Source organism: Kitasatospora aureofaciens, assembly GCF_001188955.3.
GTDB classification, from domain to species: Bacteria; Actinomycetota; Actinomycetes; order Streptomycetales; family Streptomycetaceae; genus Kitasatospora; species Kitasatospora aureofaciens.
Map to the genome: position 1 here is coordinate 1 of NZ_JPRF03000058.1, position 23,948 is coordinate 23,948.

A 23,948-nucleotide genomic window follows, 5' to 3' on the forward strand; every position below is an offset into this window, starting at 1 on the left:
GCCCCCGCCCGGGGCGTACCCCCCGCCCGGGGCCTACCCGCCGCCGGGCGGCGCGTTCCCGCCGCCCGGGGCCGTTCCGCCCCCGGCCTCGCCGGCGGGCCTCACCGAGGGCCTGGCCGTCTGCCCGATCTGCCGCAGCCCGCAGACCGGCCGGTTCTGCGAGGAGTGCGGCTACGACTACGAGCTGTCCACGCCCTCGCGCCGCCAGGTGCCGGCCGGCGGTGCGCCCGCGCCCGCCGCCCCCGGCCCGGCCCAGCCCCCGCCGCTGAACATCCCGGCGGCCTACGGCGGCACCGCGCAGCCCCCGCAGGCCCCGCCCGTGCCGCCGCAGCACCACCAGTCGCAGCAGCCGCAGCACCAGCAGCCGCCGGCCCCCGAGTACCCGCACACCTACGGCTACCCTCCCTCCTCGCCCGCCAACGGGCAGGAGGGGCCCATGCCGGAGGGTGCCTTCCCGGAGGCCCCGGTGCGCGAGGACTCCGGCCCGGTGTACGCCCAGCCGGCCGGCCCCGGCCCGAACAACCGCGGCGGCGACTTCGGCACGTCCTTCCACCTGGCCCCGCCGCAGGGCCAGCCGGAGCCCGTCCCGGCCGAACCGGTCCGGGCCAACTGGATCGCCGTGGTCTCGGCCGACCGCGACTACTTCACCGACATGATGGCCCGCAGCGGCCCCGAGGCGGCCGGACTCTTCTTCCCGCCGTACTGCCCCGAGCGCCGCATCCCGCTGACCGGCCGCGGCCAGCTGCGGATCGGCCGGCGCAGCCAGCACCGGGGCACCGTCCCGGAGATCGACCTGTCGGTACCGCCGGAGGACCCGGGCGCCTCCCACCAGCACGCGCTGCTCGCCGAACAGGCGGACGGCAGCTGGGTGCTGGTGGACCAGGACTCCACCAACGGCACCACCGTGAACGGCGGCGCGGAACCGATCTCCCCGCACACCGCCGTACCGCTGAACGACGGCGACCGGATCCACGTCGGCGCCTGGACGACGATCACGGTGCACCGCGCCTGACCTGCTGTTTGAGTCTCCGTCAGTGACAACACCGGCCGGGCCGGGAGGAATTCGACAATTCCTCCCGGCCCGGTTTTCTCTTCCCTTCCTCAGGAAATCCGCAAATCCCTGTCCGCGATGTGCACAAGACGCTCCGAAACCCCTATTCTCTGGCTTCATGACTGCTGCTATATCCGCTGACGGCATCCGCCAGCGGTACGGGGATGTGCAGGCCGTCGACGGGGTGTCGCTCACCGTCGAGGCCGGCGAGTTCTACGGGATCCTGGGCCCCAACGGGGCCGGGAAGACCACCACCATGGAGATCCTGGAGGGGGTCCGCGAGCCCGACGAGGGCCGGGTCGAGCTGCTGGGGATGGCCCCCTGGCCGCGGAATCCGAAACTGCTGCCGCGGATCGGCGTTCAGTTCCAGGCCTCCGCCTTCTTCCGGAAACTGACGGCCCGGGAGACCATCCGCACCTTCGCGTCGTTCTACGGGGTCGGTCCCAAGCGGGCCGATGCGATGCTGGAGCGGGTCGGCCTCGCCGACAAGGCCGAAACCCTCACCGAACAGATGTCCGGCGGCCAGGCCCAGCGCCTGTCGATCGCCTGCGCGCTGGCCCACGATCCGGAGCTCGTCTTCCTGGACGAGCCCACCACCGGCCTCGACCCGCAGGCCCGCCGCAACCTCTGGGACCTCCTGCGGGACATCAACGACGAGGGCCGCACCGTCGTCCTGACCACCCACTACCTGGACGAGGCCGAGGTGCTCTGCGACCGGGTCTCGATCATGGACCACGGCAGGATCCTGCACACCGGCGCCCCGGCGGCGCTGATCCGCGAGATCGACGACACCGTCCGGATCAGCGTGGCCTCCGGCCAGCTGCCGGTCGAGCGGGCCCGCGAGCTGCTGGCCGCGGCCGGCGCCGACGTCGCCACCCTGGAGGACGACACCGTCTCGCTCTCCGTCTCCACCCGCCTCCCGGCCCCGGTGCTCAGCGTGCTGGCCGAGCAGAACGCGCTGCGCGGCCTCGAAGTGCGCGGCGCCACCCTGGAGGACGTCTTCCTCCAGCTGACCGGACGGGAGTTCCGCGCATGACCACCACCACTTCCACCGAGCCGAAGGTGCCCGCCCCGCGCGGGGGTTCGGCCGACGCCGCCGACGGGCGGGAGCGGGTCAGCGCGTTCTGGAGCCTGTCCCGCGCGATGCTGCTCGGGATGAAGCGGGACCGCACCGCGACCTTCTTCATCCTGCTGTTCCCGCTGGTGTTCCTGGTGTTCTTCGGCAGCGTGACCAAGGGCTCCAGCACCCCGCACGCCAAGGTCGCCCAGGTCGGCGCGGTGAAACTGTTCGACTCGATGACGGGCGAGGGCCGGAGCGAGCTGGACAAGGTCCTCACCATCACCCGCACCGACGACGAGGCCGGCACGCTGGAGAAGGTCCGCAAGGGCGACTTCGACGCGATGATCACGCAGGGTGCGGACGGCAAGGTCGAGCTGCGCTACACCGCCGCCGACCAGGTCCGCGCCGGAGCGCTCCAGGGCATCTTCAACTCGGTGGTCCAGGAGGCCAACCAGCAGGCCACCCACCAGGCGCCGGCCTACGTGGTGGACGCCCAGCAGGTCGAGGACAAGTCGCTCAAGCCGATCCAGTTCCTCACCCCGGGTCTGCTCGGCTGGGCCGTCGCCACCGGCGCGGTGTTCGGCGCCGCGCTGACCCTGGTCAACTGGCGCAAGACCAAGGTGCTGCGCCGACTGCGGCTCGCCCCGATCAGCGCCGGCACGGTGGTCAGCTCCAGGATCCTGGTCTCGCTGCTGACCGCGTTCCTCCAGACCGGCGTCTTCCTGGTCGTCGCGACGAGCTTCTTCGGGCTCAAGCTCACCGGCAACTGGTGGCTGGTCCTCCCGCTGGTGGCCTGCGCGACGCTCGCCTTCATGTCGATCGGCCTGCTGGCCGGCTCGGTCGCCAGGACCGAGGAGGCGGCGAACGGCATCTCTCAGGTCATCGTGCTGCCGATGTCCTTCCTGTCCGGCTCGTTCTTCCCGATGGACGGTGCCCCGGGCTGGCTCCAGACCGTCTCCAAGGTCATGCCGCTGCACTACCTGGTCGACTCCGCCCAGTCGGTCCTGACCCGCGGCGGCGGCGTGACGGACGCCCTGCCGACCATGGGCGGACTGCTGCTCTTCGCGGCCGTCCTCACCGGCATCGCCTGGAAGCTGTTCAGGTGGGAGGACGCCTGACCGTCGCCCGCTCCTGACCCCCTCCACTGATCACCGAACCCTGCGGGGTCGTACGCCGTTGGTCCCGGTGTACGACCCCGTCGGCGTCTGCGACCATGGTCGGGTGACAGAAATCGGACGAGGCACGTTCAGCGAGGAGACCTTCTTCGAGCAGGTCGGCGGTGAGCCCACCTTCCGGCTCCTCACCCGCCGCTTCTACGAGGGCGTCGCCCAGGACGAGTTGCTGCGGCCGATGTACCCCGAGGAGGACCTCGGCCCGGCCGAGGAGCGGATGGCGCTGTTCCTGATGCAGTACTGGGGCGGCCCCCGCACCTACAGCGACCGGCGCGGCCACCCGCGGCTGCGGATGCGGCACGCGCCGTTCAAGGTCGACAAGGCGGCGCACGACGCCTGGCTGACGCACATGCGCGCGGCCGTGGCGAGCCTGGAACTGCCGGCCGAGCTCGAGCACCAGCTGCTGGACTACCTGGTCTACGCCGCCGCGTCGATGATCAACACCCCGGGCTGACGGGCTGAGCGGTCGCTGCCGGCTACCGCAGGGGGCTGAGCCCCAGCCCCGCGCCCGGCGCGGCCGCGGTCCGCACCACCACCGAGCCCGCCGGGGCGCTCAGCCGCAGCCAGCCGCCCGCCCGGTGCACCGAGAGCGGGGCGCCGGGCTTCAGGAAGCCGATCACGTACGCGGCGTGCACCGCGCGCAGCGGCAGCTCCGGCAGCACCCCGACCGGCCGGGACCAGATCTCGTCCGCCAGCTGGTCCAGCACCGCACGGGTGCGGTGGTGCGCCGGGACGGCCTCGCTGCGCTCGCGGAACTCCCTCACCCCGGCCATCAGTTCCGGATACACCTCGGCCACCGGCGGGGCGCCGACCGGCCGCCAGCCCGCCCGCGGCGGCAGCAGCCCGGCCCAGGCCGGGCCGGTCACCGGCGCGGGCAGCTCGACGACGCCCGCCTCGGCGTCCACCCCGTCCAGCAACTGACCCGCCGAGACGGTCAGATCGACCGGCTCGTCCAGGCCGTCCAGCCGGGCGGTGCGGACCGCCAGCGCGCCCGAGCCGCCCAGCGGCAGCCGTCCGAAGACCGCCAGCACGCCGTCCTCCCCGGCCGGACCGACCGCCTGCAGCCGCACGGCCGCCGCCTTGTCGAAGCGCAGCAGGCGCAGCAGGAAGGCGGAGAGGTCTGCGCCCTCACCGGTGTCGGTCAGGGCGAGGCGGGCGGTGACGGTCAACGCGGCTCAGCTCAATCGGTTCGGGGGTCATGGGACGTTCAGACGGCCGCGACGGCCGGGGCCTCGTCCATGAACCGGGACAGGAACTCCCGCTCCACCGGCGAGATCCGGCGCGGCCGGCCCTCGGCCAGGTCGTAGGGCACGACCACGGTGGAGGCCCGGACGTACACCGTCTCGGAACCGTCCGGGTGGACGTCCTTGATGTCGTAGGAGACGGTCAGCGAGGCACTGCCGATGTGCGTCACCCGGGTCTCGACGGTGACCGGCTCCGGCCGGTGCACCAGCGGGCGCTTGTAGTCGATCTCGTGGCGGGCCACCACCGAGCCGCCCGCGAACTCCCCGGCCCCGGCCTCGGCGGCCTGGGTGAACATGAAGTCGATCCGGGCCTCCTCCAGGTAGCGCAGGAAGACCACGTTGTTGACGTGCCCGAAGGCGTCCATGTCGGACCAGCGCAGCGGGCAGGCGTAGATGTGGCGAGCCACGGGTGTTCTCCTCGGTGTCCGGTCGCCCGCCGACGCCTTCTCGGCGACGGCCGGCGGTGACGGCCGGTGTGACGGCTGGCCGCGGCCCGGCAGGCCGCCCCGGAGGGCAGTCTGCCGGGCCGTCGTGACAGCTGGATGTCAGCCTCGGGTCAGCTTCTTGTAGGTGGCCCGGTGCGGACGGGCGGCGTCGGCGCCCAGTCGCTCGACCTTGTTCTTCTCGTACGACTCGAAGTTGCCCTCGAACCAGAACCACTTGCTGTCGCCCTCGTAGGCGAGGATGTGGGTGGCCACCCGGTCCAGGAACCAGCGGTCGTGGGAGATGACCACGGCGCAGCCGGGGAACTCCAGCAGGGCGTTCTCCAGCGAGGAGAGCGTCTCGACGTCGAGGTCGTTGGTGGGCTCGTCGAGGAGCAGCAGGTTGCCGCCCTGCTTGAGGGTGAGCGCCAGGTTCAGGCGGTTGCGCTCACCGCCGGAGAGCACGCCGGCCGGCTTCTGCTGGTCCGGGCCCTTGAAGCCGAAGGCGGACACGTAGGCGCGGGACGGCATCTCGACCTGGCCGACGTTGATCCAGTCCAGACCGTCGGAGACGACCTCCCAGAGGGTCTTCTTCGGGTCGATGTTGGAGCGGGTCTGGTCGACGTAGCTGATCTTGACGGTCTCGCCGACCTTGACCGTGCCGCTGTCCGGAGTCTCCAGATCCTGGAGCATCTTGAACAGGGTGGTCTTGCCTGCGCCGTTCGGGCCGATGATGCCGACGATGCCGTTGCGCGGCAGGGTGAAGCTCAGGTCGTCGATCAGGACCTTCTCGCCGAAGGCCTTGTTGAGGTTCTCGACCTCGATGACGACGTTGCCCAGGCGCGGGCCCGGCGGGATCTGGATCTCCTCGAAGTCCAGCTTCCGCATCTTGTCGGCCTCGGCCGCCATCTCCTCGTAACGGGCGAGGCGGGCCTTGGACTTCGCCTGGCGGCCCTTGGCGTTGGAGCGGACCCACTCCAGCTCTTCCTTGAGCCGCTTGGCGCGCTTGGCGTCCTTCTGGCCCTCGACCTTGAGACGGGACTGCTTGGTCTCCAGGTAGGTGGAGTAGTTGCCCTCGTACGGGTAGGCGCGGCCGCGGTCGAGCTCCAGGATCCACTCGGCGACGTTGTCCAGGAAGTACCGGTCGTGGGTGACGGCCACGACGGTGCCCTTGTACTTCTCCAGGTGCTGCTCCAGCCAGTTCACCGACTCGGCGTCCAGGTGGTTGGTGGGCTCGTCGAGCAGCAGCAGGTCGGGGGCCTCGAGCAGCAGCTTGCAGAGCGCGACGCGGCGCTTCTCACCACCGGAGAGCTTGGTGACCGGCCAGTCGCCGGGCGGGCAGCCCAGGGCGTCCATGGCCTGCTCGAGCTGGGCGTCCAGGTCCCAGGCCTCGGCGTGGTCGAGGTCCTCCTGGAGCTTGCCCATCTCCTCCAGCAGGGCGTCCGAGTAGTCGGTCGCCATCAGCTCGGCGATCTCGTTGAAGCGGTTGAGCTTCCCCTTGATCTCCTTGACGCCGTCCTCGACGTTCTCCAGGACGGTCTTGGACTCGTCCAGCGGCGGCTCCTGGAGGAGCATGCCGACGGTGAAGCCCGGCGAGAGGAAGGCGTCGCCGTTGGAGGGCTGCTCCAGGCCGGCCATCATCTTCAGCACGGTCGACTTACCGGCACCGTTGGGGCCCACGACGCCGATCTTCGCTCCGGGGAGGAAGCTGAGCGTCACGTCGTCAAGGATGACCTTGTCTCCGTGAGCCTTGCGCACCTTGCGCATCGTGTAGATGTATTCCGCCACGTGAGATCGCTCCGGCGTCGTCGGGAGTAATTCGGCTTGCAGCCTTCCATTGTGCCGCACCCGGCCGGGAGCCCCGAACCGCCCGGGTGGCCCCCCACCGGGTGTGCCGGACGGGCGACGGGCGCACGCGCGGTCGGCCGGCCCGCCCGCCTGCCGGAACGCCGACGGCCGGAACGCCGACGGCCCGGCTCCCCGCAGCGAGTGCGGGGAGCCGGGCCGTACTACCGGTTCGGGTCGTCCGGGCTACCGTCCCGGGCAGTCCGTGTTACCGGTTCAGGCGGCGTTGCCACCGTGGCGGCCACGGCGACGCAGGAAGAAGACCGCAGCGCCACCGGCGACGACCAGGGCGCCCGCGATGCCGGCCAGCAGCGGGGTGTTGCTGTTGGCGCCGGTCTGGGCCAGGCCACCGGTGCCGGGGGCGGCGCTGGTGGTCGACGGGGCCGGGTGGGCGGCACCGGTGCTCGGGGTGCCCGAGGGGGTGGCGGTGGCGCTGCCGGTGGCGGCCGGGGTGCTCGGGGCGGAGCTCGGGGTCACGCCGACCTTGCAGTCCAGCACGCCGGTGAACTCCTTGGTGTAGCCGTTCGGACCGGACACCTTGATGTCGTACTTGGCCTTCTCGGCGACCTTGACGAGCACGCTCTCGGTCTTGCCCGGCTGCACGGTCACCTGCTGCTTGTCGACCGTGACGGTGGCGGCCTCGTCACCGCTGTTGGTGACGGAGACGGTCACGCCGTTCTTGGCGCACTCGACCTTGGCGCTGCTGTCGACCAGCGCACCCTTGCCCTGCTTCCAGGTGGCCTTGGCGGCCGCGTTGACGCTGAGCTTGTCGGAGCTGGCCAGGATCATGGTCTGGCTGTGGTTGCCGTCGTCGTCCACGTCGGTCATGAAGACCCGGCCGCTGGGCACGACGGTCGAGGCGTTCGCGTTAAGGGTGACCGCACCGTCCGGGGTGCCACCCGGCACGTCCAGGAACAGCTGGGTGTCCTTGGCGATCGGACCGGTCAGGGTGGCGCCGACCGGCTTGCCGTCCTTGTCGACCAGCTTGGCCTTGTCGGCGGCGGGGCCACCGATGGACAGCTTCACCTCGGCAGCGCTGGAGTTGAGGGTGAACGGACCGATCTTGCCGCCGGACTTGCCGGAGACCGAGTCCGGGCTCAGGGTCAGCGAGGGCTTCGGCTCGGCGGCGATGCCCTTGTTGCTGTCGCTGACCAGGTAGTCGCGCAGCTTGGTGGCGTTCGTCTTGTGCAGGGTGACGCTCTTGTTGTCCGAGAACTTCCAGATCGCGGCCTGGGTGCCCGCGGCGGCGTCCTCGGCGGTCAGGCTGTCGACCTTGATGGCCGCGGCCAGCGCCGTCAGGTTGACGTGCGGGTAGGAGTTGTCCAGGATCCACCGGATCATGGGCGCCTTGGCGTTGGCGCCGAGGGAGCTCGCCGCCCAGTCCGCCTCGTGGTACTGCGCACCGCTGTCGAGGTACACCGGGTTGTCGAAGTCGATGCAGTAGGTCTGCAGCAGACCACCGTCGCTCGTCTTGAGGGTGAAGAGGCCGGCGTCGACCGTCCCCTTGCCCGCGACGTCGACCTTCTCGGACACCATGCTGCTCTGGATCACGGCCTTGGTCACGCCCGAGGCGGGGGTGTCCGCCGCAGCCGCCGCACCAGCCGCGAACAGGCCTCCCCCCAGTGCCAGACTGGTCGTGAGCATGACAGTGGTTATGCGGGACAGACTCCGCCCCTGCCTCTTGAACATCTGGGATCCCTCCGGAGCGGGCCGCGCCGAGTGGGCAGCCCGCCGACTTGCCGTGCCGCGCGTGCCCCCTGTGGCACTGCTGCGGGTATGAACCAGACGAATCCTATTGAGCCCCGGAGGCCTCGAAACCCCCATGCGAAATCAGGACGATTCCGTATCTGTATCGTTATCAATCCTCCCAGGTTCCACACAAGCTGACGCCTCACCAGAATCTGCCGATGACTTTCCGTTATCCGGTCGAGATTGCGCGTGCGGGTGCAACGGCCTTCTCGACCAACATATTTGTCGACAGAGAAGGTCACCGGCCGGTCAGCCCGGCATCGCCCGGTCTTCACCTCCCCGCCGCCCCTCGGACACGCCCTCCTGCTGCTCCCTCACCTCTCGCCCGCCCGGCGGCGACTCGGGCGAACGGGGCGCCACGGCCACCGCCGGGACCCGGCGCGACTCCAGCGCGTTGACGATCCACCCGGGCACCGGCTCGCCCGCGGTCTCCGCCCCGGCACCGTCGGCCGCACTCCGGGCCGCACCCGACGGCTGCCCGCGCACCCCCGTCGCCCACCGGAACGCCGCCGTGCCGCGAGTGAGGTCGTGCCCGACCGACCGGGCGCTGATCTCGGCCCGGCTGCGCTTCACCTCCCCCTCCGTCCACTCGCGCACCCGCAGCCGACCGGTCACGAGCACCGGATCGCCCTTGGACAGCGAGCCGATCAGGTTCACCGCGAGCGCCCGCCAGGCCGTCACCCTCAGCCACTGCGCCTCGCCGTCCACCCAGCAGGCCCGCTCCCGGTCGTACCGCCGTTCGGTGAAGCCGAGCTGGAAGTTCGCCATCGGCACCCCGCCGGAGGTTTCGCCGTAGCTCACCTCCGTCGCGACATTGCCGATCACCGTCACATACGTCTCGCTCACAGCGCACTCTCCGTTCTCGCCGATGCACCGTACGGAATCGAGCGGTGCGGGTTGAGAGTGCCTCCCGGAGGAAATCGCGGCCACCACGTTCCGAAATCCTGTGGACAACTCCTGTGCCGATCGGCAGGGTGAAAAAGAGCCGTCACTCGCAGGGGTGAATTTCGGCCTTCCCGCACCGCCAGGTCGGCACTTCTTCGCGCTCATGACAACAAACGGGCAGATCGCGACCCCCGCCGGAGCGCGACCGAAGGCCCCGCCGCGAGCCGTCCGCGCACGTCATCCGACCGGAGCAAGCCGAATAGGACCCCCACCTTGGCCGCCGGCGGGACATTCTCCGTGTCGAATCCATAACGGGTGAGGAGGCAGCCCCGTAACGACTGCACAACGTCCGGCCCGGAACTGTCCCAGACCGCTGCACACACGGTCTCCACCTGCGATTATCGGACCGCTCCACCGAACCGACACACCAACGACGGTGTCGTCACACCCGGCCGAGGAACTGGACACCCTTATCCTGTCCCCGACAGGGCGAGGGCCCACCAACCCCCACCCCCACCCCTCAGGTACGGGGACGGACCACGCGCGCCCCCAGCGCTCGTCGCCCGATCCCGGCCACGGTCACGCCCGCCAGGGCGCCGTCCGTCCCGCCCCCATAGCTCAGCGGATAGAGCACCCGCCTTCTAAGCGGTAGGTCGCAGGTTCGAATCCTGCTGGGGGCGCCACCTCGCAATTCCGCAGGCCATCGCGGCGATGAACACTTTCCGTGGCCGTTTCGGATCTCCGGGTAATCCCGCACTCGCTGCGCATAACCCGTGACAATGCGTATCATGCCCGCCACGGAAGGCGGGTGACCGGGAAAACCGGAATTCCGGGCGAATCCCCCACCAATGAACGAAACAACCCCGGCCCGACCGGCCGCCGGCGAATCCGGAAAGAGCCGGAGAGCCGGACGTCCGGGGAGTCGAACAGCCGGGAGCCGGACCGCCCGGAGGCGGAACGGCCCGGCGGCCGGAGACCCTATGCGACCAGTCCCGCCAGATAGGCGTCGAGGAGCGCGATCTGGCGCTCGGCGGGGAACTCCGCGGGGGCGAACAGCGACTGCACCACCAGCCCGAGCACGAAGGCCTGCGCCCCCGCCGCGAGCCCGGCGGGATCGGCGTCGGCCGGGAGCTCGCCGAGCCGCTGGGCGTCCGCCACGTGCGCCGTGAGCGCCACCCGCGAGCGGGCGTAGCGCTCCGCGTGCGCGGCCGCCAGCTCCGGGTCCGCCAGGGCGACGTCCCAGGAGCTGACCCAGATCCGGTTGCCGGCCTCGGTCGCCTCGTCCAGCGGCAGGACGTCGAGCAGCGCGGCCCGCAGCCGGGCCAGCCCGACGGGCGGGGGCGGGGTGCCGTCGACGGGCGCCAGCCGCCGGGGCCGGGCGGCGGAACGCCGGTCGAGTTCCTCCAGGGCGTGACTGAGCAGCGCCCGCTTGTTCGGGAAGTAGTGGGTCAACAGCCCGGTGGAGGCGCCCAGTTCGGCTGCCACCGCGCGCAGCGTGAGCCCCTCGAAGCCCCGGGTGGAGAGCACCCGCCACACCCCCTCGGAGACTTCCGAGCGGCGGGCGTCATGGTCTCCCCGGGGTGGCGTCATGGAGGCTATCGTACATACCAAACGTTTGTTATGAATGATCCCGACAGCCCGCCGCACCACCCGTGAAAGGCCCGCCCGTGTTTTCCGTCCCCCTCGCCGAGAACGCCGAACTGCGCCCCCTGGAGCCGTGGCAGGCCCCCGAGTTCCTGGCCCACATCGACCGCGCCCGGGCCCACACCGACCCGTGGATCCCGTGGGCCACCTTCTCCACCGACCTGGACTCGGCCCGGGCGACCCTGCAGCGCTACGCCGACCGCCAGGCCACCGACTCCGGCCGGATCTTCGGCATCTGGCGGGACGGCACACTGGTCGGCGGTGTGATGTTCGTGCACTTCGACACCAAGAGCGGCAACTGCGAGATCGGCGCCTGGACCGAGCCGGCCGGCGAGGGCGGCGGACTGATCACCGCCGCCGTCCGGCTGCTGCTCGACTACGCCTTCGCCACCCGCGGCATGCACCGCGCGGAGTGGTGGTGCTCGGCCGCCAACGCCCGCAGCCGCGCCGTGGCGGAGCGGGTCGGCATGCGGCGGGAGGGCGTGCTGCGCGAGTGGTTCCTCCACAACGGCGTCCGCCACGACAAGGAGATCTGGGCGGTCCTGGCCTCGGAGTGGGCCGCCACCCGAGCCTGACCGGCCGGACTCCCCACGCGCGCCGAGCGGGGCCCGGTGGACTCCCCGCAGTCCACCGGGCCCCGCTCCGTCACATCCCCGCCTCGCCGGACCCGCGCCTCACCGGACCCGCGCCTCACCGGACCCCCGCCTCGCCGAACCCCCGCTCAGGCCGCCGGCACCGGCTGCTCCGCCGCGGCGCCCGCCGACTCCACCGAGCGCAGCCGCAGCGCCAGCAGCAGTACCAGGACCATCACCCCGGCCGCCGACAGGAAGACCACGTCCACGGCGTCCGTGAAGCTCCGCACCGCCTGCTCCCGCGCCGGTCCGGTCACCACCCGTACCGCGCCGAGCGTCCGCCCCGGCCGGCCGGCCTCGAACACCCGGGACAGCACCGTGCCGAAGACCGCCGCCCCGAGGGCGTTGCCGAGGGTCTGGAAGAACCGGATCCCGGTGGTGGCGACGCCGAGCTGGTGGCGCGGGGCGGCGTCCTGCACCAGGGTGATCAGCTGCCCGATCAGCTGGCCGAACCCGGCGCCGAGCAGCGTGAGTTCGGCACCCACCGCCCACAGCGGGGTGTCCGGCCCGCTGAGCCCGAGCAGTCCCAGGGCGAGCATCGAGCAGCCCGCGCCGGCCACCAGGAAGGTGCGCGGCCGGTGCCCTCGGGAGAGCAGCCGGGTGGCCAGCAGTCCGGCCCCGGTCATCCCGGCCGCCATCGGCATCAGGTAGAGGCTGGCCGTGGTCGGGGCGATCCCCCGGGCGACCTGGAGGTAGATCATCACGTAGACGATCGCGCCCATCATGCCCATCCCGACCAGGCCCTGGACGGCGAAGCCGATCCGCACCACCGGGATCCGGAACAGCGAGAGCGGCAGCACCGGCTCGGCGGCGGTGGCCTGGCGCCACAGGAAGAGGCCGAGCGCGGCCAGGGTGGCGGCGGACGTGCCGAGGATCACCGGGGAGGTCCAGCCGTAGTCCTTGCCGCCCCACTCGGTGACCAGCAGCAGCCCGGTGGCGAAGGCGGCGGCCAGAGTGGCGCCGAGGAAGTCCAGGCCGCGCCGCTCGACGGTCTGCGGCAGCTTGAGCGCCAGGGCGAAGCCGGCCAGGACGAGCAGGCCGAGCGGCAGGTTGACGTAGAAGATCCAGCGCCAGCCGAGGTGGTCGGTGAACAGCGCACCGACCAGCGGGCCGATCGCCATGCCGAGGCCCGCGACGATCCCGCCCACCGCGCCGCCCTTGCCCCTGCTGCGCTCCTCCGGATCCTGGAGCTGGGCCATCACGACCATGGTCACGCTCATCAGCCCGCCACCACCGACGCCCTGGACGGCCCGGAAGGCGATCAGCTCGCCCATCGACTGTGCGGCGCCGCACAGCGCCGAGCCGAGCAGGAAGCTGCCGACCGCCCCGAGCAGGACCCGCTTGGCGCCGTACACGTCGCAGAGCTTGCCGTAGAGCGGGAGCAGCGCGGTGGCGGCCAGGGAGAAGGCGCTGACCAGCCAGGGCAGCCGGTCGATGCCGTGCACCGGGTCGAGGTCGTGGACGATCGGCACGGTGGCGGCCGAGACGATGTTGGAGTCGAGCACGGCCAGCACGATCGTCAGCAGGCAGAGCAGCATGCCGAGCTTGCGTTGGGCGACCGTCATCAGCGCGGAACCGCCCTGGCCGGACGCCTCTGCAGCGGACGTCTGTACAGCGGGTGTCTGGGCAGCGGATGCCATCGGGAAGTCCCCCCGGAGTCAGCGGAGTTGGCCCGTTCCGGTGCGATCCGGCGGGCTCGGCACCAACCATGACAGCATTGTTGGACCGGGTCAATTCTTCAGCCCGTCCAATCTTTCTGCTGGGTCAACCTTTGATCCTGGTACAGTCCCCCCATGGCGACCCACCACGGCTTCGACCTCGGCCCCCACCGCGACCTCGACGCCCTCCCGCTGCGCGAGCGCAAGAAGATCCAGACCGGTATCCGGATCTTCCGCACGGCCGTCGTCCTCTTCGCCGAACGGGGCTTCGACCAGGTCTCGGTGGCCGAGATCGCGGCGGCCGCCGAGGTGTCCAAGATGACCGTCTTCAACTACTTCCCGACCAAGGAAGACCTGGTCATGGGCCCGATGGAGCAGCACCTCGACGAACCGGCCCGGGCGGTGCGCGACCGCGCACCGGGCACCTCCGCCGTCGTGGCGCTGCGCGAGCACTTCCTGGCCGCGCTGGAGCGCAAGGACCCGGCCACCGGCCTGAACGACGACCGGGTCGTGCTGGACGTGATCCGGCTGATCCACGCCACTCCGGCGCTGGCGGTGCGGGCCACCGCCGGCTTCGGCCAGCAGGCCCAGACCCTGCTGGCCGCGGAACTGTGCGCCCAGGACCCGGCCCACGACGAGCTGACCGCCCGGGTCGCCGCGGCCCAACTGCTGGCCGTCCGGCTGACCCTGATCGGCGGCAACCACCGCCGGATGCTGGACGGCGAGAGCGCGGACGCCGCCCTGCCCGCCGCACTGGACGAGGCCCGCCGGGCCTTCGCCTCGGTCGAACACGGCCTCGGGGACTACGGCGCCGCCCACGCCTGAGAGAGTGGGCGCACCACGACCGACCCGGAGGTGCGCATGGACCAGCCGCTGCTCACGCGGGACCGCTCGGCCCTGCCCGCCCAGGCCGAGGGCCTGAACGCCTACGTCGGCGAGGACGGCGTCGCGGTCCTGGAATTCGCCCGTCCGCACCGCCGCAACGCGGTGACCCTGGCGGTCTGGCAGGCGCTGCCCAAGGTCCTGGACCAGCTGGCCGAGCAGGACGGCGTGCGCGCCCTGCTGCTGACCGGCGCCGGGAACACCTTCAGCGCGGGCGCGGACATCACCGAACTCGCCGAGGTGTACGGCGATCCGCAGCGCGCGGACGCCTACCACGCGGTCAACGTGGCCGCCGAGGAGGCACTCGCGGCCTTCCCGCACCCGACCCTCGCCGTGGTGCACGGTGCCTGTGTGGGCGGTGGCTGCCAGCTGGCCGTCGCCTGCGACCTGCGATTCGTCGCGGAGGACGCCCGGCTGGGGATCACCCCGGCCAAGCTTGGTGTGGTCTACCCTGCCGTGCCGACCCTGCGCCTGGCCCGGCTGGTCGGCCCGGCCCGCGCCAAGTACCTGCTGTTCTCCGGCGAGTTGGTGCGCGGCCGGGACGCACTGCCCCTGGGCCTCGCGGAGCGGGTCCTGCCGGACGCCGAACTGGACGCCGCCGCCCTGGAGTTCGCCCGGCTGCTGACCCGTCGCTCGACCCAGACCATCGGCGCGGTCAAGGCCGCGCTGGCCGTCCCGGCGGAGCGGGCCGCCGAGGCGCTGGCGCCCTGGGAGCGGCGCTCCCGGGAGGCCTCGGACGTGCACGAGGGGCTGGCCGCCTTCCTGGACGGCCGCCCGCCGCGGTTCTGACGGGCGCGCCGCGGCTCCGGCCGGTGCCCGGGCGCGGAGGAGTGGCGGCGCCGGCGGCTCACGTACGATCATCCGACCAGCGAACCGGCGCACCAGCGCAACGGCGCACCGACCGCCCAACCACCCAGCCGCCGACCGCCCTTCCCGACCCGGAGCACGCACCCCGATGACCACCGAGGCCACGACCGCCCCCACCAACCGGACGATCTGGGCCCGCCGGGTCACCGACGGCGTCGAACCGAAGAACGTGATCATCGCGGTCTGCCTGCTCATCGGCGGCCTGCGCTACGGCTGGCCCGGCCTCGGCTGGGCCGCCTTCGCGGCGCTGTTCGCGGCTGTCATCCCGACCCTGTTCATCCAGCGCGGCATCCGCAAGGGCACCCTGGAGGACCGCCACGTCGGCCACCGCCGGCGCCGACTGACCGTCATCCCGTTCATCATGGGCTCGGTCGCGGTGAGCTTCGCGGTGATGATCTGGGCCCACGCCCCGCGCGACCTCACCGCGATGGTCGCGGCGATGTTCGCCTCGCTGGTCCCGATCCTGGTGATCACCGTCTGGTGGAAGGTGTCCGTGCACACCGCCGTCGCCAGCGGCGCGGTGGCCTGCCTGGGCATCGCGCTCGGCCCGGTGTGGCTGCTGCTCTACCCGCTGGTCGCGGTGATCGGCTGGTCCCGGGTGGTGCTGCGGGACCACACCACCGCACAGACGATCGTCGGCGCGGTGGTGGGTGCCCTCACCGCCGGTCTCACCTTCTGGGCCGCCCGGTAGGACGCCCCCCGGGACCGGCCCCGCTACCGGATCGGCATCCCCGAGATCGCCCGGGCGATGACCAGACGCTGGATCTCGCTGGTCCCCTCGAAGATCGAGTAGATCGCGCTGTCCCGGTGCATCCGCTCCACCGGGTACTCCCGGGTGAAGCCGTTGCCGCCGAGGATCTGCATCGCCTGCGCGGTGACGAACTTGGCCGTCTCGCCCGCGTACAGCTTGGACATCGAGCCCTCCGCCGAGGTGAACGGCTGGTTGTTGACCGCCATCCAGGACGCCCGCCACACCAGCAGCCGGGCCGCGTCGATCCGGGTCTTCATGTCGGCGAGCTGGAAGGCCACGCCCTGGTTGTCGATGATCGGACGGCCGAACTGCTCCCGGGTCCTGGCGTAGTCCAGCGCCACCTCGTACGCGGCCCGCGCGATGCCGATCGCCTGCGCCCCGACCGCCGGGCGGGAGGCCTCGAAGGTGGCCATCGCCGCGTTGCCCTTGCCGCCCGCGCGCTTGGCGCCCTCGCGGGCCCGGGCCAGCCGCTCGTCCAGCTTCTCCTTGCCGCCGAGCAGGCAGCTGCCGGGCACCCGGACGCCGTCGAGCACCACCTCGGCGGTGTGCGAGGCGCGGATGCCGTGCTTCCTGAACTTCTGACCCTGGCTCAGTCCCGGGGTGCCCGGCGGGACGACGAACGAGGCGTGCCCGCGGGTGCCCAGCTCCGGGTCGACGCTGGCGACCACCACGTGCACGGCGGCGATCCCGCCGTTGGTGGCCCAGGTCTTGGTGCCGTTCAGCACCCACTCGTCCTTGGCCTCGTCGTAGACCGCCCGGGTGCGCAGCGCGCCCACGTCGGAGCCCGCGTCCGGCTCGGAGGAGCAGAAGGCGGCCACCTTGACGTCGTCCGGGGTGCCGAACATCTGCGGGGTCCAGGTGCCGATCTGCTCGTCGGTGCCGTTGGCGAGCACGGCGACGGCGGCCAGCGTGGTGCCGACGATGGACAGCCCGATGCCCGCGTCGCCCCAGAACAGCTCCTCCATGGCGATCGGTATGCCGACGCCGGAGGGGTCGAAGTACTGCTGGGCGTAGAAGTCCAGCGAGTAGATGCCCAGCTTGGCGGCCTCCTGGATGATCGGCCAGGGGGTCTCCTCGCGCTCGTCCCACTCGGCTGCGGCGGGGCGGATCACGTCCGCGGCGAAGCCGTGCAGCCAGTCGCGTACGGCGAGCTGGTCCGCGCCCGGGTCCAGCGAGAACGTGCTGCTCATGGTGCTGCCTCCGCAGAAGGGATACGACGCAGGGATACGACCCACCGGGGTGTTACCCGGGGTAACATCGTGGGAGTCTGCTACTGATTGGTAACCGGTGTCAACGCCCAGGCCACCCAGAATCCCGAGGAGCAGCGCATGTCCCGAGAGCCCCGTCGCGAGCAGCTGCTCAACGCCGCCGACCGGGTCATCCAGCGCGAGGGGCCGAGCGCCAGCATGAACGCCATCGCCGCCGAGGCCGGCATCACCAAGCCGATCCTCTACCGGCACTTCGGCGACCGGAACGGCCTGATCGGAGCCCTGACCGAACGCCACACCAGCGGCCTGCTGGCCGCCGTCCGGGCCGCCCTGGCCGAACCGCTGGAACGCCGCGACCGGGTCGAACACGTCCTGGACACCTACCTCGCCGGGATCGAGGCCCGGCCCCAGGTCTACCGCCTGCTCACCCACCCCGAGCCGGGCGACCCGAGCGGCGCCGGCAACGCACTCGCCCCCGCCCTGCGGCAGATCGCCGAGGAGATCACCCACGCCGTACAGAGCCAGGTCGACCTGGGCGCCGACCGCGACCTGCTCGCCGAGGCCTGGGGCCGGGGCATCACCGGCATGGTGCTGGCCGCCGGGGACTGGTGGCTGGAGACCAGACCCTGCTCGCGCACCCGCATGGTGCAGGCCCTGGCCGACCTGCTCTGGGGGCGCCTGGCCGCCGCCGCGGACCTGCCGACCGCCGTCCTGCCCGCCGCCCCGGCCGAGCCGCCGAGCGCTGAAGCGACCTGAACTCCCGGCAAACCGAGGCCGGTTGGGCACACGGCCCTTGTCGCACGCCCTCGGCCGCACGGTCCTCGTCCGCACCACCATCGGCCGCACCACCCTCGGCCGCACACCCCTTGTGCCGCCCCCGGCGCCCCGGGCATCATCGGGGCCCCACCCCCGCCGTGCGAGGTCCCCGATGCGCCTGCGCCGCACCGCCGTTGCCCTGCTGCTCGCCGCCACCACCGCCCTGAGCGCCGCCCCCGCCCCGGCCTCCGCCGCGGCCCACGGCGGCGGGCACCCGGCCCACTTCCCCACCGGGACGGCCACCGGCCCGGACGGCCGCACCTCCCTCACCGACGCCCAGGGCCGCCGGCTCCAACTGCGCGGCTTCAACCTGGACAAGTACGCCGAGGCCACCCCGGCGGACCTCGACTCGATCGCCGCCCAGGGCTTCACCCTGGTCCGGCTGCCGGTCTCCTGGACCAGACTGGAGCCCGAGCGCGGCCGACTCGACCCCACCGAGCTGCACCGGATCGGGCGGCTCCTCGACCGCGCCGACCGGCTGGGCCTGCTCGTGCTGGTCGACTTCCACCAGGACGTCTACGGGCCGGAGTTCGGCGGCGGGACCAACGGCATCCCGGCCTGGGCCACCCGTGACGACGGGCTGCCCTTCACCCCCGACCCGGACGACTGGTTCGCCGGCTACTTCCAGCCCGCCGTCCAGGCCGCCTTCCGCCATCTCTACGACGACCCCGACCTGCGTGCCTGGCAGGCCGACTTCTACACCCGGCTCGCCCGCGAACTGCGCGGTCACCGCTCCCTCCTGGGCTACGACCTGTTCAACGAGCCGTTCGGCCCGGTGGACGGCGACCCGAGCGACCCGGCCGTGCTCGCCGCCGCCTCCGCCACCCTGGAACGGGGCCGGCTCGCCGACATGTACCGCCGCCTGATCACCGCCGTACGCCGGGTCGACTCCCGCGCCTGGCTGTTCGTCGAACCGACGGTCCTGGTCGGCCAGGGCGTACCGACGCAGTTGCCCGGCTTCGCCGACCCCCGCCCCGGCGCGCCCCGGCTCGGCTACGCACCGCACTTCTACGACACCGCGGTGGAGAACGGCGCCGACTGGAACCCCGCCGACGGCTTCCTCCAGCAGTACACCGCCGCGATCACCGGCTACCCGACCGCCCACCGGCTGCCCGTCCTGGTCGGCGAGTGGGGCCCGCCGAACTCCCGCACCCCGGGCAACACCCGGCTGGTCCGCGGCCAGGTCGCCGCGATGGACGGCTTCGCCGAGGGCTGGACCATGTGGTACTGGTGCCGCGGCACCGGCGGCTACTGCGCACTCGACCCCGCCGGACACCCCGCTCCCGGCGACGAACCCGCCTTCGGCCCGTACCCGGTCGCCGTCGCCGGCACCGACGTCCGCACCGACGTCCGTACCGGAAGCGACAACGGGACCAGCCCCGGGAGCAACACCGGGGACACCACCGTGCGCTGGAACGCCGACGGCAGCGCCCGCGCCAGCGAACTCGTCCTGCCGCCCGCCGGGTTCCCGCACGGCGCCCGGGTCGCCGTCTCCCCCGCCGGCGCCCGGGTCGAGGTGGAGCAGCCCGCGGACGGGCGCCCGGGAACCGTGAGGATCCGGCTCCCGCACACCCGCCCCGGCGCCCCGGTGGCGGTCACCCTCGCACCGCGCTGACGATCAGGCCAGCCCGCGGCGCTCCAGCAGCGGCGCGGTGTCCGGCGCCCGGCCGACCACCGCGCGGAAGGACTCCAGCGGGTCCCGGCTGAACCCGCGCGCCAGCAGCTCGCGCCGGAACAGCTCGCCGCTGTCCCGCACCGAGCGCCCGTTGGTCTCGAACCACCGCACGGTGTCCGCGTCCAGCACCTCCGACCAGATGTACGCGTAGTACCCGGCGCTGTAGCCGCTGGAGAAGATGTGCTGGAAGTACGGCGTGCGGTAACGCGGCGGGATCGCCGGCACGACGACCCCGGCCTCCGCCAGCGCCCTCGCCTCGAACTCCTCGGCGTCCGCGACCCGGTGGCCCTCCGGCAGGGTGTGCCAGGCCCAGTCCAGCAGCGTCGCCGCCAGGTACTCCACCGTACGGAAGCCCTGCCCGAAGCCCTCGGCCGCGGTCATCCGCTCGACCAGCTCGGCCGGCAGCGGCTCCCCGGTCTCGTGGTGGCGGGCGTAGTTGGCCAGCACCTCCGGCCGGACCATCCACATCTCGTTGACCTGCGAGGGGAACTCCACGAAGTCCCGCGGCACCGCGGTGCCCGCGAACAGCGGGTACCGCACGTCCGAGAACAGCCCGTGCAGCGCGTGCCCGAACTCGTGGAACATGGTGCGCACCTCGTCCCAGCTCAGCAGCGCCGGCTCGCCCGGCGCCGGGCGCGGGACGTTGAGGTTGTTGAGCACCACCGGCCGCCGCCCGGTCAGCCCGGACTGGCCCACCAGCTCGTCCATCCAGGCGCCGCCGCGCTTGGACGCCCGGGCGTGGAAGTCGCCGATGAACAGGCCCAGCGGGGTGCCGTCCTGCTCGAACACCTCGAAGACCCGGGCGTCCGGGTGGTGGGCCGTCAGCTCCGGCCGCTCGGTGAAGCTCAGCCCGTAGGCCAGCCCCGCGGCGAAGAACACGCCGTCCTTCAGCACCCGCTCCAGCTCGAAGTACGGGCGCAGTGCCGCCGCGTCCACCTGGTACGAGGCCTGCCGGACCTTCTCCGAGTAGTACGCCCAGTCGTGCGCGGCGATCTCCTCGATGCCGTCCGCGGCCGCCACCTTGGCCAGCTCGGCGGCCTCCCGGCGGGCGTTCGCCACGGCCGGCTCGACCAGCCGGGCCAGCAGCCCGGACACCGCCTCGACGGTGCCGGCCGTCTCGTCCGCCACCACGTACGCGGCGTGGCTGGGGTGGCCCAGCAGCGCGGCCCGCTCGGCGCGCAGCGCGGCCATCCGGATCGCCAGCGGGCCGTTGTCCTCGACGCCCCGGGCGAGCGAGGCGGCCAGCAGCCGCTCGCGCACCGAGCGGTCGGCGAGCTGGGCCAGTTCGGGCTGGGTGGAGGTGCTCTTCAGGCTCAGCACGTAGCGGCCCTCGTGGCCGAGCACCCGGGCGTTCTCCGCCGCGGCGGCGATCGCGCCCTCGGACAGCCCGGCCAGCTCCTCGGCGGAGTCCACGACCAGCGCGGCGGCGCGGGTGGCGGCGTTCACGTTCTGCTGGAACGTGGTGCCCAGCGCGGCCAGTTCGGCGTTCAGCTCGCGCAGCCTGGCCTGCTCCGACTCGCCCAGCCGGGCGCCGGAGCGGACGAACGCGGTGTACCAGCGCTCCAGCAGCCGCAGCGACTCCGGGTCCAGCCCCAGGGCGGCCCGGTTACCGTGCAGCGCCTCGATCCGGGCGAACAGCTTCTGGTCCAGGTGGATCGCGTCGTGGTGGGTCGCGAGCAGCGGGCTGACCTTCGCCTCCACCTCGTCCAGCAGCTCGGTGGTGTCGGAGGAGGACTGGTTGCGGAACACCGCGTCCACCCGGCGCAGCAGCTCGCCGGAGCGTTCCAGGGCCACCACGGTGTTCTCGAAGGTCGGCGCGGTTCCGTCGTCGGTGATCGCCGCGATCTCGGCCAGCTGCTCGGCCGTCCCACGCTCGTAGGCGGGCAGGTAGTGCTCCTCCCGGATCTCGGCGTAGGGAGGCAGTTCGTAGACCAGCGGGCTGGCTGCGAAGAACGGGTTCTCGGTCATTTCGCCGACCCTACGCGGTGTCACCCCGCGTGCCCATAGACCCCTGGTCATCGTTGTCAGACCCACCCGTTAACGTCGACGGCGCGGACCCGCGGACCGCACACCCGCACGCCGCCCGTACGCCCGATCGCCGCCCGATCGCCGAACCGCCAGTCCACAGACCCGCACCGGAGAGAAGACGCCCGCAGTGGCCCCCAGAACCGCCCTCGTGCCCGATCCGCACGGCCCCGGCGGCCGCCTCCAGCCGCTCGACGACGCCGGCAGCCCGCTCGGCCCGCCGGAGACCGTCCGCGACCTCGCCGCCGCGGTCGCCGCCCGGGAGGGAACTCGCGGCGATCATCCGCCGGGGCCCCGCTGGGTCTGGGCCGCCGCCGACTCCGGGTACGCCCCGCTGCTGCCCCGACTGCCCGACCGGCTCGCCCGCTGCCACGACCTGCGGCTGGTGGAGGCCCTGCTGCTGGGCCACGAGGGCCGCTTCGGCGCGCCCCGCTCGCTCGGCGCCGCCTGGTCCCGGCTGCGCGGCCTGCCCGTCCCGGACGACCTGCCCGAGCCCGGCCTGACCGACGCGGACGACGGCCAGGACACCCTCTTCGCCCCCGACCGGCTGCAACTTCCGCCCGGCGCCGACCAGTTGGACGCCGTCGTCGCCGTGCACGCCGAACAGCAGCGGCGGATCGCCGCCATCGCGGACCCGGCCGCCCGGCAACGCTTCCGGCTGCTGGTCGCCGCCGAGTCGGCCGGCGCCCTGGTGGCCGCCGAGATGGCACACGACGGCCTGCCCTGGCGCTCCGACCTCCACGACCGGCTGCTCACCGAGCTGCTCGGCCCCCGCCCCACCGTTCCCGGCACCCAGCCCCGGGTGCTCGCCGACCTCGTCGTCGAACTCCACCGGGCCCTCGGCGCCAAGCCGTTCAACCCCGACTCGCACACCCAGGTGCTGCGCGCCTTCGCCGAGGCGGGCATCCAGCTCGGCTCCACCCGCTCCTGGGAGCTCAAGAACATCGACCACCCGGCCGCCCGGCTGCTGGTCCGCTACAAGGAGCTGTCCCGGATCCACGTCGCCCACGGCTGGGCCTGGCAGGACGCCTGGGCCCGCGGCGGCCGTTTCCGGCCCGAGTACGTGGTCGGCGGCGTGGTCTCCGGCCGCTGGGCCAGCCGCGGCGGCGGCGCCCTGCAGATCCCCCGCATCCTGCGCCGCGCCGTGGTCGCCGACCCGGGCTGGCGGCTGGTGGTAGCCGACGCCGCCCAACTGGAGCCGCGGGTGCTCGCGGCGCTCTCCGGGGACGCCGGACTGGCCCGCACCGCCGCCGGCGGCGACCTGTACGAGGCGCTCGCCGCCCAGGCCTTCCAGGGCGACCGCGACAAGGCCAAACTCGGCCTGCTCGGCGCCATGTACGGGCAGACCAGCGGCGACATCGGCCCGCTGCTGAACACCCTGCACCGCCGCTACCCCGCCGCGATGGGCTACGTCGAGGCCGCCGCCCGCACCGGCGAGGACGGCGGCGTGGTCACCTCCCGGCTCGGCCGGGTCTGCCCGCCCGCCTCCGCCGCCTTCCTCGACCTCACCGAGGCCGACACCTCCGGCGAGACCGGCGGCCGCACCGCCCGCGCCCGCGGCCGGTTCACCCGCAACTTCGTCATCCAGGCCAGCGCCGCCGACTGGGCGCTCGCCCTGCTGGCGGCGCTGCGCCGACGGCTGAACGAGCTCCCGGTGGCCGTCCCGGCGGACCGCCCCCACCTGGTGTTCTTCCAGCACGACGAGGTGATCGTGCACACCCCGGCCAACCTGGCCGAGGAGGTGGCCGCGGTCGTCACCGCGGCCGCCGACGAGGCCCGGCGGCTGGTCTTCGGCGACACCCCGGTGCGCTTCCCGCTCAGCACGGCCGTGGTGGACTGCTACGCGGACGCCAAGTAGCCCCGACCCGCCCCGGGGCGTGTCCGGCGCCTCCCGCCGGGCGCGCGACGCCGGCAGCACGCACCCCGCCGCGAAGCGTCGGACCCGCCCTACCCCAGCTTCCGGAAGGTGCGCGCGTCCTCGGCCGCCGCGACCACCTCGGCCAGTCCCGCCCCGGTCGAGGCGGTGACGGCGGCGGCCACCGCGCCCTCCACGAACGGTGCGTCCACCAGCTCCACCCCCGGCCTCGGCTCGTCCTCCAGCACGGTCGCGGCGGTGAGCACCGAGCTGCCGAGGTCCGGCAGCACGACCACGCCCGCCCCGCCGTCCGCCTCGGCGATCGCCCCGGCGATCAGCTCGTAGCTGGTGCCGAGCCCGCCGTCCTCCGTCCCGGCCGCGACCACCACCCGCACACCGTCCGGGGCGAGTTCGCCGAGCAGCTCGCGCAGCCCCTCCGCGAGCCGAGCGCTGTGCGAAACCAGAACAATGCCCACGTGTCCGCTCATGCCCGCGACCCTACGACCC

21 protein-coding genes and 1 tRNA gene are annotated in these 23,948 nt (G+C 72.7%); 12 read left to right on the plus strand and 10 right to left on the minus strand.

All coding sequences use genetic code 11. The features are described from left to right. The 4 genes from HS99_RS47970 to HS99_RS32125 form a co-directional block, all read left to right on the plus strand. Nucleotides 1-1,012, plus strand: a 1,012-nt coding sequence (locus HS99_RS47970) for an FHA domain-containing protein (RefSeq protein ID WP_063737972.1), incomplete at its 5' end; no start/stop codon positions are given. A 157-nt stretch (nt 1,013-1,169) separates the two neighbouring features. Next, nucleotides 1,170-2,087, plus strand: coding sequence for an ABC transporter ATP-binding protein (locus tag HS99_RS32115; RefSeq protein ID WP_030289092.1), 918 nt, complete (start codon nt 1,170-1,172; stop codon nt 2,085-2,087). Continuing rightward, complete coding sequence (locus HS99_RS32120) at nt 2,084-3,229, plus strand: ABC transporter permease (protein WP_078867593.1); 1,146 nt, start codon at nt 2,084-2,086, stop codon at nt 3,227-3,229. The genes HS99_RS32115 and HS99_RS32120 overlap by 4 nt, the downstream gene beginning before the upstream one ends. A 103-nt stretch (nt 3,230-3,332) precedes the next feature. Continuing rightward, nucleotides 3,333-3,737 (plus strand): globin, encoded by a 405-nt coding sequence (locus tag HS99_RS32125; protein WP_030289098.1) that lies wholly within the window; start codon nt 3,333-3,335, stop codon nt 3,735-3,737. A gap of 22 nt (nt 3,738-3,759) precedes the next feature. Here the strand turns inward: HS99_RS32125 and HS99_RS32130 are convergent, their stop codons facing one another. From HS99_RS32130 to HS99_RS42850, 5 genes are all read right to left on the minus strand, one after another. Continuing rightward, a complete protein-coding gene (locus HS99_RS32130; protein ID WP_030553330.1) occupies nt 3,760-4,452 on the minus strand; it encodes a DUF8185 domain-containing protein in 693 nt (230 codons plus the stop codon). Nucleotides 4,453-4,490: 38 nt separating this feature from the next. Then, the gene (locus HS99_RS32135; RefSeq protein WP_030289101.1) at nt 4,491-4,934 is read right to left on the minus strand and encodes an acyl-CoA thioesterase; all 444 of its coding nucleotides are present in this window, start codon (nt 4,932-4,934) and stop codon (nt 4,491-4,493) included. A 138-nt stretch (nt 4,935-5,072) separates the two neighbouring features. Next, a complete protein-coding gene (ettA, locus tag HS99_RS32140) occupies nt 5,073-6,737 on the minus strand; it encodes an energy-dependent translational throttle protein EttA (RefSeq protein ID WP_072654575.1) in 1,665 nt (554 codons plus the stop codon). A gap of 273 nt (nt 6,738-7,010) precedes the next feature. Next, entirely contained in the window at nt 7,011-8,438 is a 1,428-nt protein-coding gene (locus HS99_RS32145; RefSeq protein WP_030289105.1) for a Cys-Gln thioester bond-forming surface protein, read from the minus strand. Nucleotides 8,439-8,792: 354 nt separating this feature from the next. Further along, complete coding sequence (locus HS99_RS42850) at nt 8,793-9,389, minus strand: single-stranded DNA-binding protein (protein ID WP_063737973.1); 597 nt, start codon at nt 9,387-9,389, stop codon at nt 8,793-8,795. A 646-nt stretch (nt 9,390-10,035) separates the two neighbouring features. Here HS99_RS42850 and HS99_RS32155 point away from each other — a divergent pair. After that, nucleotides 10,036-10,111, plus strand: a tRNA-Arg gene (locus HS99_RS32155). A gap of 295 nt (nt 10,112-10,406) precedes the next feature. On the opposite strand, the gene HS99_RS32160 is transcribed toward HS99_RS32155, so the two are convergent. Then, on the minus strand, nt 10,407-11,018 hold the full coding sequence (locus HS99_RS32160; RefSeq protein WP_191093570.1) for a TetR/AcrR family transcriptional regulator: 612 nt from the start codon (nt 11,016-11,018) through the stop codon (nt 10,407-10,409). A gap of 77 nt (nt 11,019-11,095) precedes the next feature. Between HS99_RS32160 and HS99_RS32165 the strand changes: the two genes are divergently transcribed. After that, complete coding sequence (locus HS99_RS32165) at nt 11,096-11,647, plus strand: GNAT family N-acetyltransferase (protein WP_030289112.1); 552 nt, start codon at nt 11,096-11,098, stop codon at nt 11,645-11,647. 146 nt (nt 11,648-11,793) lie between these two features. Here the strand turns inward: HS99_RS32165 and HS99_RS32170 are convergent, their stop codons facing one another. After that, entirely contained in the window at nt 11,794-13,269 is a 1,476-nt protein-coding gene (locus tag HS99_RS32170) for an MFS transporter (RefSeq protein ID WP_030289114.1), read from the minus strand. Between the two features lie 228 nt (nt 13,270-13,497). On the opposite strand from HS99_RS32170, the gene HS99_RS32175 reads away from it, so the two are divergent. From HS99_RS32175 to HS99_RS32185, 3 genes are all read left to right on the plus strand, one after another. Further along, on the plus strand, nt 13,498-14,187 hold the full coding sequence (locus HS99_RS32175) for a TetR family transcriptional regulator (RefSeq protein WP_046387283.1): 690 nt from the start codon (nt 13,498-13,500) through the stop codon (nt 14,185-14,187). A 36-nt stretch (nt 14,188-14,223) separates the two neighbouring features. After that, complete coding sequence (locus HS99_RS32180; protein ID WP_078656778.1) at nt 14,224-15,033, plus strand: enoyl-CoA hydratase/isomerase family protein; 810 nt, start codon at nt 14,224-14,226, stop codon at nt 15,031-15,033. Between the two features lie 166 nt (nt 15,034-15,199). Then, nucleotides 15,200-15,802 (plus strand): phosphatase PAP2 family protein, encoded by a 603-nt coding sequence (locus tag HS99_RS32185; protein WP_030289119.1) that lies wholly within the window; start codon nt 15,200-15,202, stop codon nt 15,800-15,802. Between the two features lie 23 nt (nt 15,803-15,825). Here HS99_RS32185 and HS99_RS32190 read toward each other — a convergent pair whose 3' ends face one another. Continuing rightward, complete coding sequence (locus tag HS99_RS32190; protein ID WP_030553321.1) at nt 15,826-17,052, minus strand: acyl-CoA dehydrogenase family protein; 1,227 nt, start codon at nt 17,050-17,052, stop codon at nt 15,826-15,828. 138 nt (nt 17,053-17,190) lie between these two features. Between HS99_RS32190 and HS99_RS32195 the strand changes: the two genes are divergently transcribed. Next, nucleotides 17,191-17,826, plus strand: coding sequence for a TetR/AcrR family transcriptional regulator (locus HS99_RS32195; RefSeq protein ID WP_030553319.1), 636 nt, complete (start codon nt 17,191-17,193; stop codon nt 17,824-17,826). 172 nt (nt 17,827-17,998) lie between these two features. Continuing rightward, on the plus strand, nt 17,999-19,501 hold the full coding sequence (locus HS99_RS32200; RefSeq protein ID WP_030553317.1) for a cellulase family glycosylhydrolase: 1,503 nt from the start codon (nt 17,999-18,001) through the stop codon (nt 19,499-19,501). A 3-nt stretch (nt 19,502-19,504) separates the two neighbouring features. On the opposite strand, the gene HS99_RS32205 is transcribed toward HS99_RS32200, so the two are convergent. Further along, nucleotides 19,505-21,529: a M3 family metallopeptidase gene (locus HS99_RS32205; RefSeq protein ID WP_030289127.1), complete on the minus strand. Its 2,025-nt coding sequence runs from the start codon at nt 21,527-21,529 to the stop codon at nt 19,505-19,507. A gap of 208 nt (nt 21,530-21,737) precedes the next feature. Here HS99_RS32205 and HS99_RS32210 point away from each other — a divergent pair, with 208 nt between their 5' ends. Then, the gene (locus HS99_RS32210; RefSeq protein WP_232790786.1) at nt 21,738-23,444 is read left to right on the plus strand and encodes a bifunctional 3'-5' exonuclease/DNA polymerase; all 1,707 of its coding nucleotides are present in this window, start codon (nt 21,738-21,740) and stop codon (nt 23,442-23,444) included. 89 nt (nt 23,445-23,533) lie between these two features. On the opposite strand, the gene dhaM is transcribed toward HS99_RS32210, so the two are convergent. Next, the gene (gene dhaM, locus HS99_RS32215) at nt 23,534-23,929 is read right to left on the minus strand and encodes a dihydroxyacetone kinase phosphoryl donor subunit DhaM (protein WP_030289129.1); all 396 of its coding nucleotides are present in this window, start codon (nt 23,927-23,929) and stop codon (nt 23,534-23,536) included. Between the last annotated feature and the right edge of the window lie 19 nt (nt 23,930-23,948).

What these genes read in the sequence shown, in the direction of transcription:
- HS99_RS32115 (WP_030289092.1), top strand. Translation starts at nt 1,170, where the DNA reads ATGACTGCTGCTATATCCGCTGACGGCATCCGCCAGCGGTACGGGGAT.
- HS99_RS32120 (WP_078867593.1), top strand. Translation starts at nt 2,084, where the DNA reads ATGACCACCACCACTTCCACCGAGCCGAAGGTGCCCGCCCCGCGCGGG.
- HS99_RS32145 (WP_030289105.1), bottom strand. Translation starts at nt 8,438, where the DNA reads ATGCTCACGACCAGTCTGGCACTGGGGGGAGGCCTGTTCGCGGCTGGT.
- HS99_RS32160 (WP_191093570.1), bottom strand. Translation starts at nt 11,018, where the DNA reads ATGACGCCACCCCGGGGAGACCATGACGCCCGCCGCTCGGAAGTCTCC.
- HS99_RS32170 (WP_030289114.1), bottom strand. Translation starts at nt 13,269, where the DNA reads ATGACGGTCGCCCAACGCAAGCTCGGCATGCTGCTCTGCCTGCTGACG.
- HS99_RS32175 (WP_046387283.1), top strand. Translation starts at nt 13,498, where the DNA reads ATGGCGACCCACCACGGCTTCGACCTCGGCCCCCACCGCGACCTCGAC.
- HS99_RS32180 (WP_078656778.1), top strand. Translation starts at nt 14,224, where the DNA reads ATGGACCAGCCGCTGCTCACGCGGGACCGCTCGGCCCTGCCCGCCCAG.
- HS99_RS32185 (WP_030289119.1), top strand. Translation starts at nt 15,200, where the DNA reads ATGACCACCGAGGCCACGACCGCCCCCACCAACCGGACGATCTGGGCC.
- HS99_RS32190 (WP_030553321.1), bottom strand. Translation starts at nt 17,052, where the DNA reads ATGAGCAGCACGTTCTCGCTGGACCCGGGCGCGGACCAGCTCGCCGTA.
- HS99_RS32195 (WP_030553319.1), top strand. Translation starts at nt 17,191, where the DNA reads ATGTCCCGAGAGCCCCGTCGCGAGCAGCTGCTCAACGCCGCCGACCGG.
- HS99_RS32200 (WP_030553317.1), top strand. Translation starts at nt 17,999, where the DNA reads ATGCGCCTGCGCCGCACCGCCGTTGCCCTGCTGCTCGCCGCCACCACC.
- HS99_RS32205 (WP_030289127.1), bottom strand. Translation starts at nt 21,529, where the DNA reads ATGACCGAGAACCCGTTCTTCGCAGCCAGCCCGCTGGTCTACGAACTG.
- dhaM (WP_030289129.1), bottom strand. Translation starts at nt 23,929, where the DNA reads ATGAGCGGACACGTGGGCATTGTTCTGGTTTCGCACAGCGCTCGGCTC.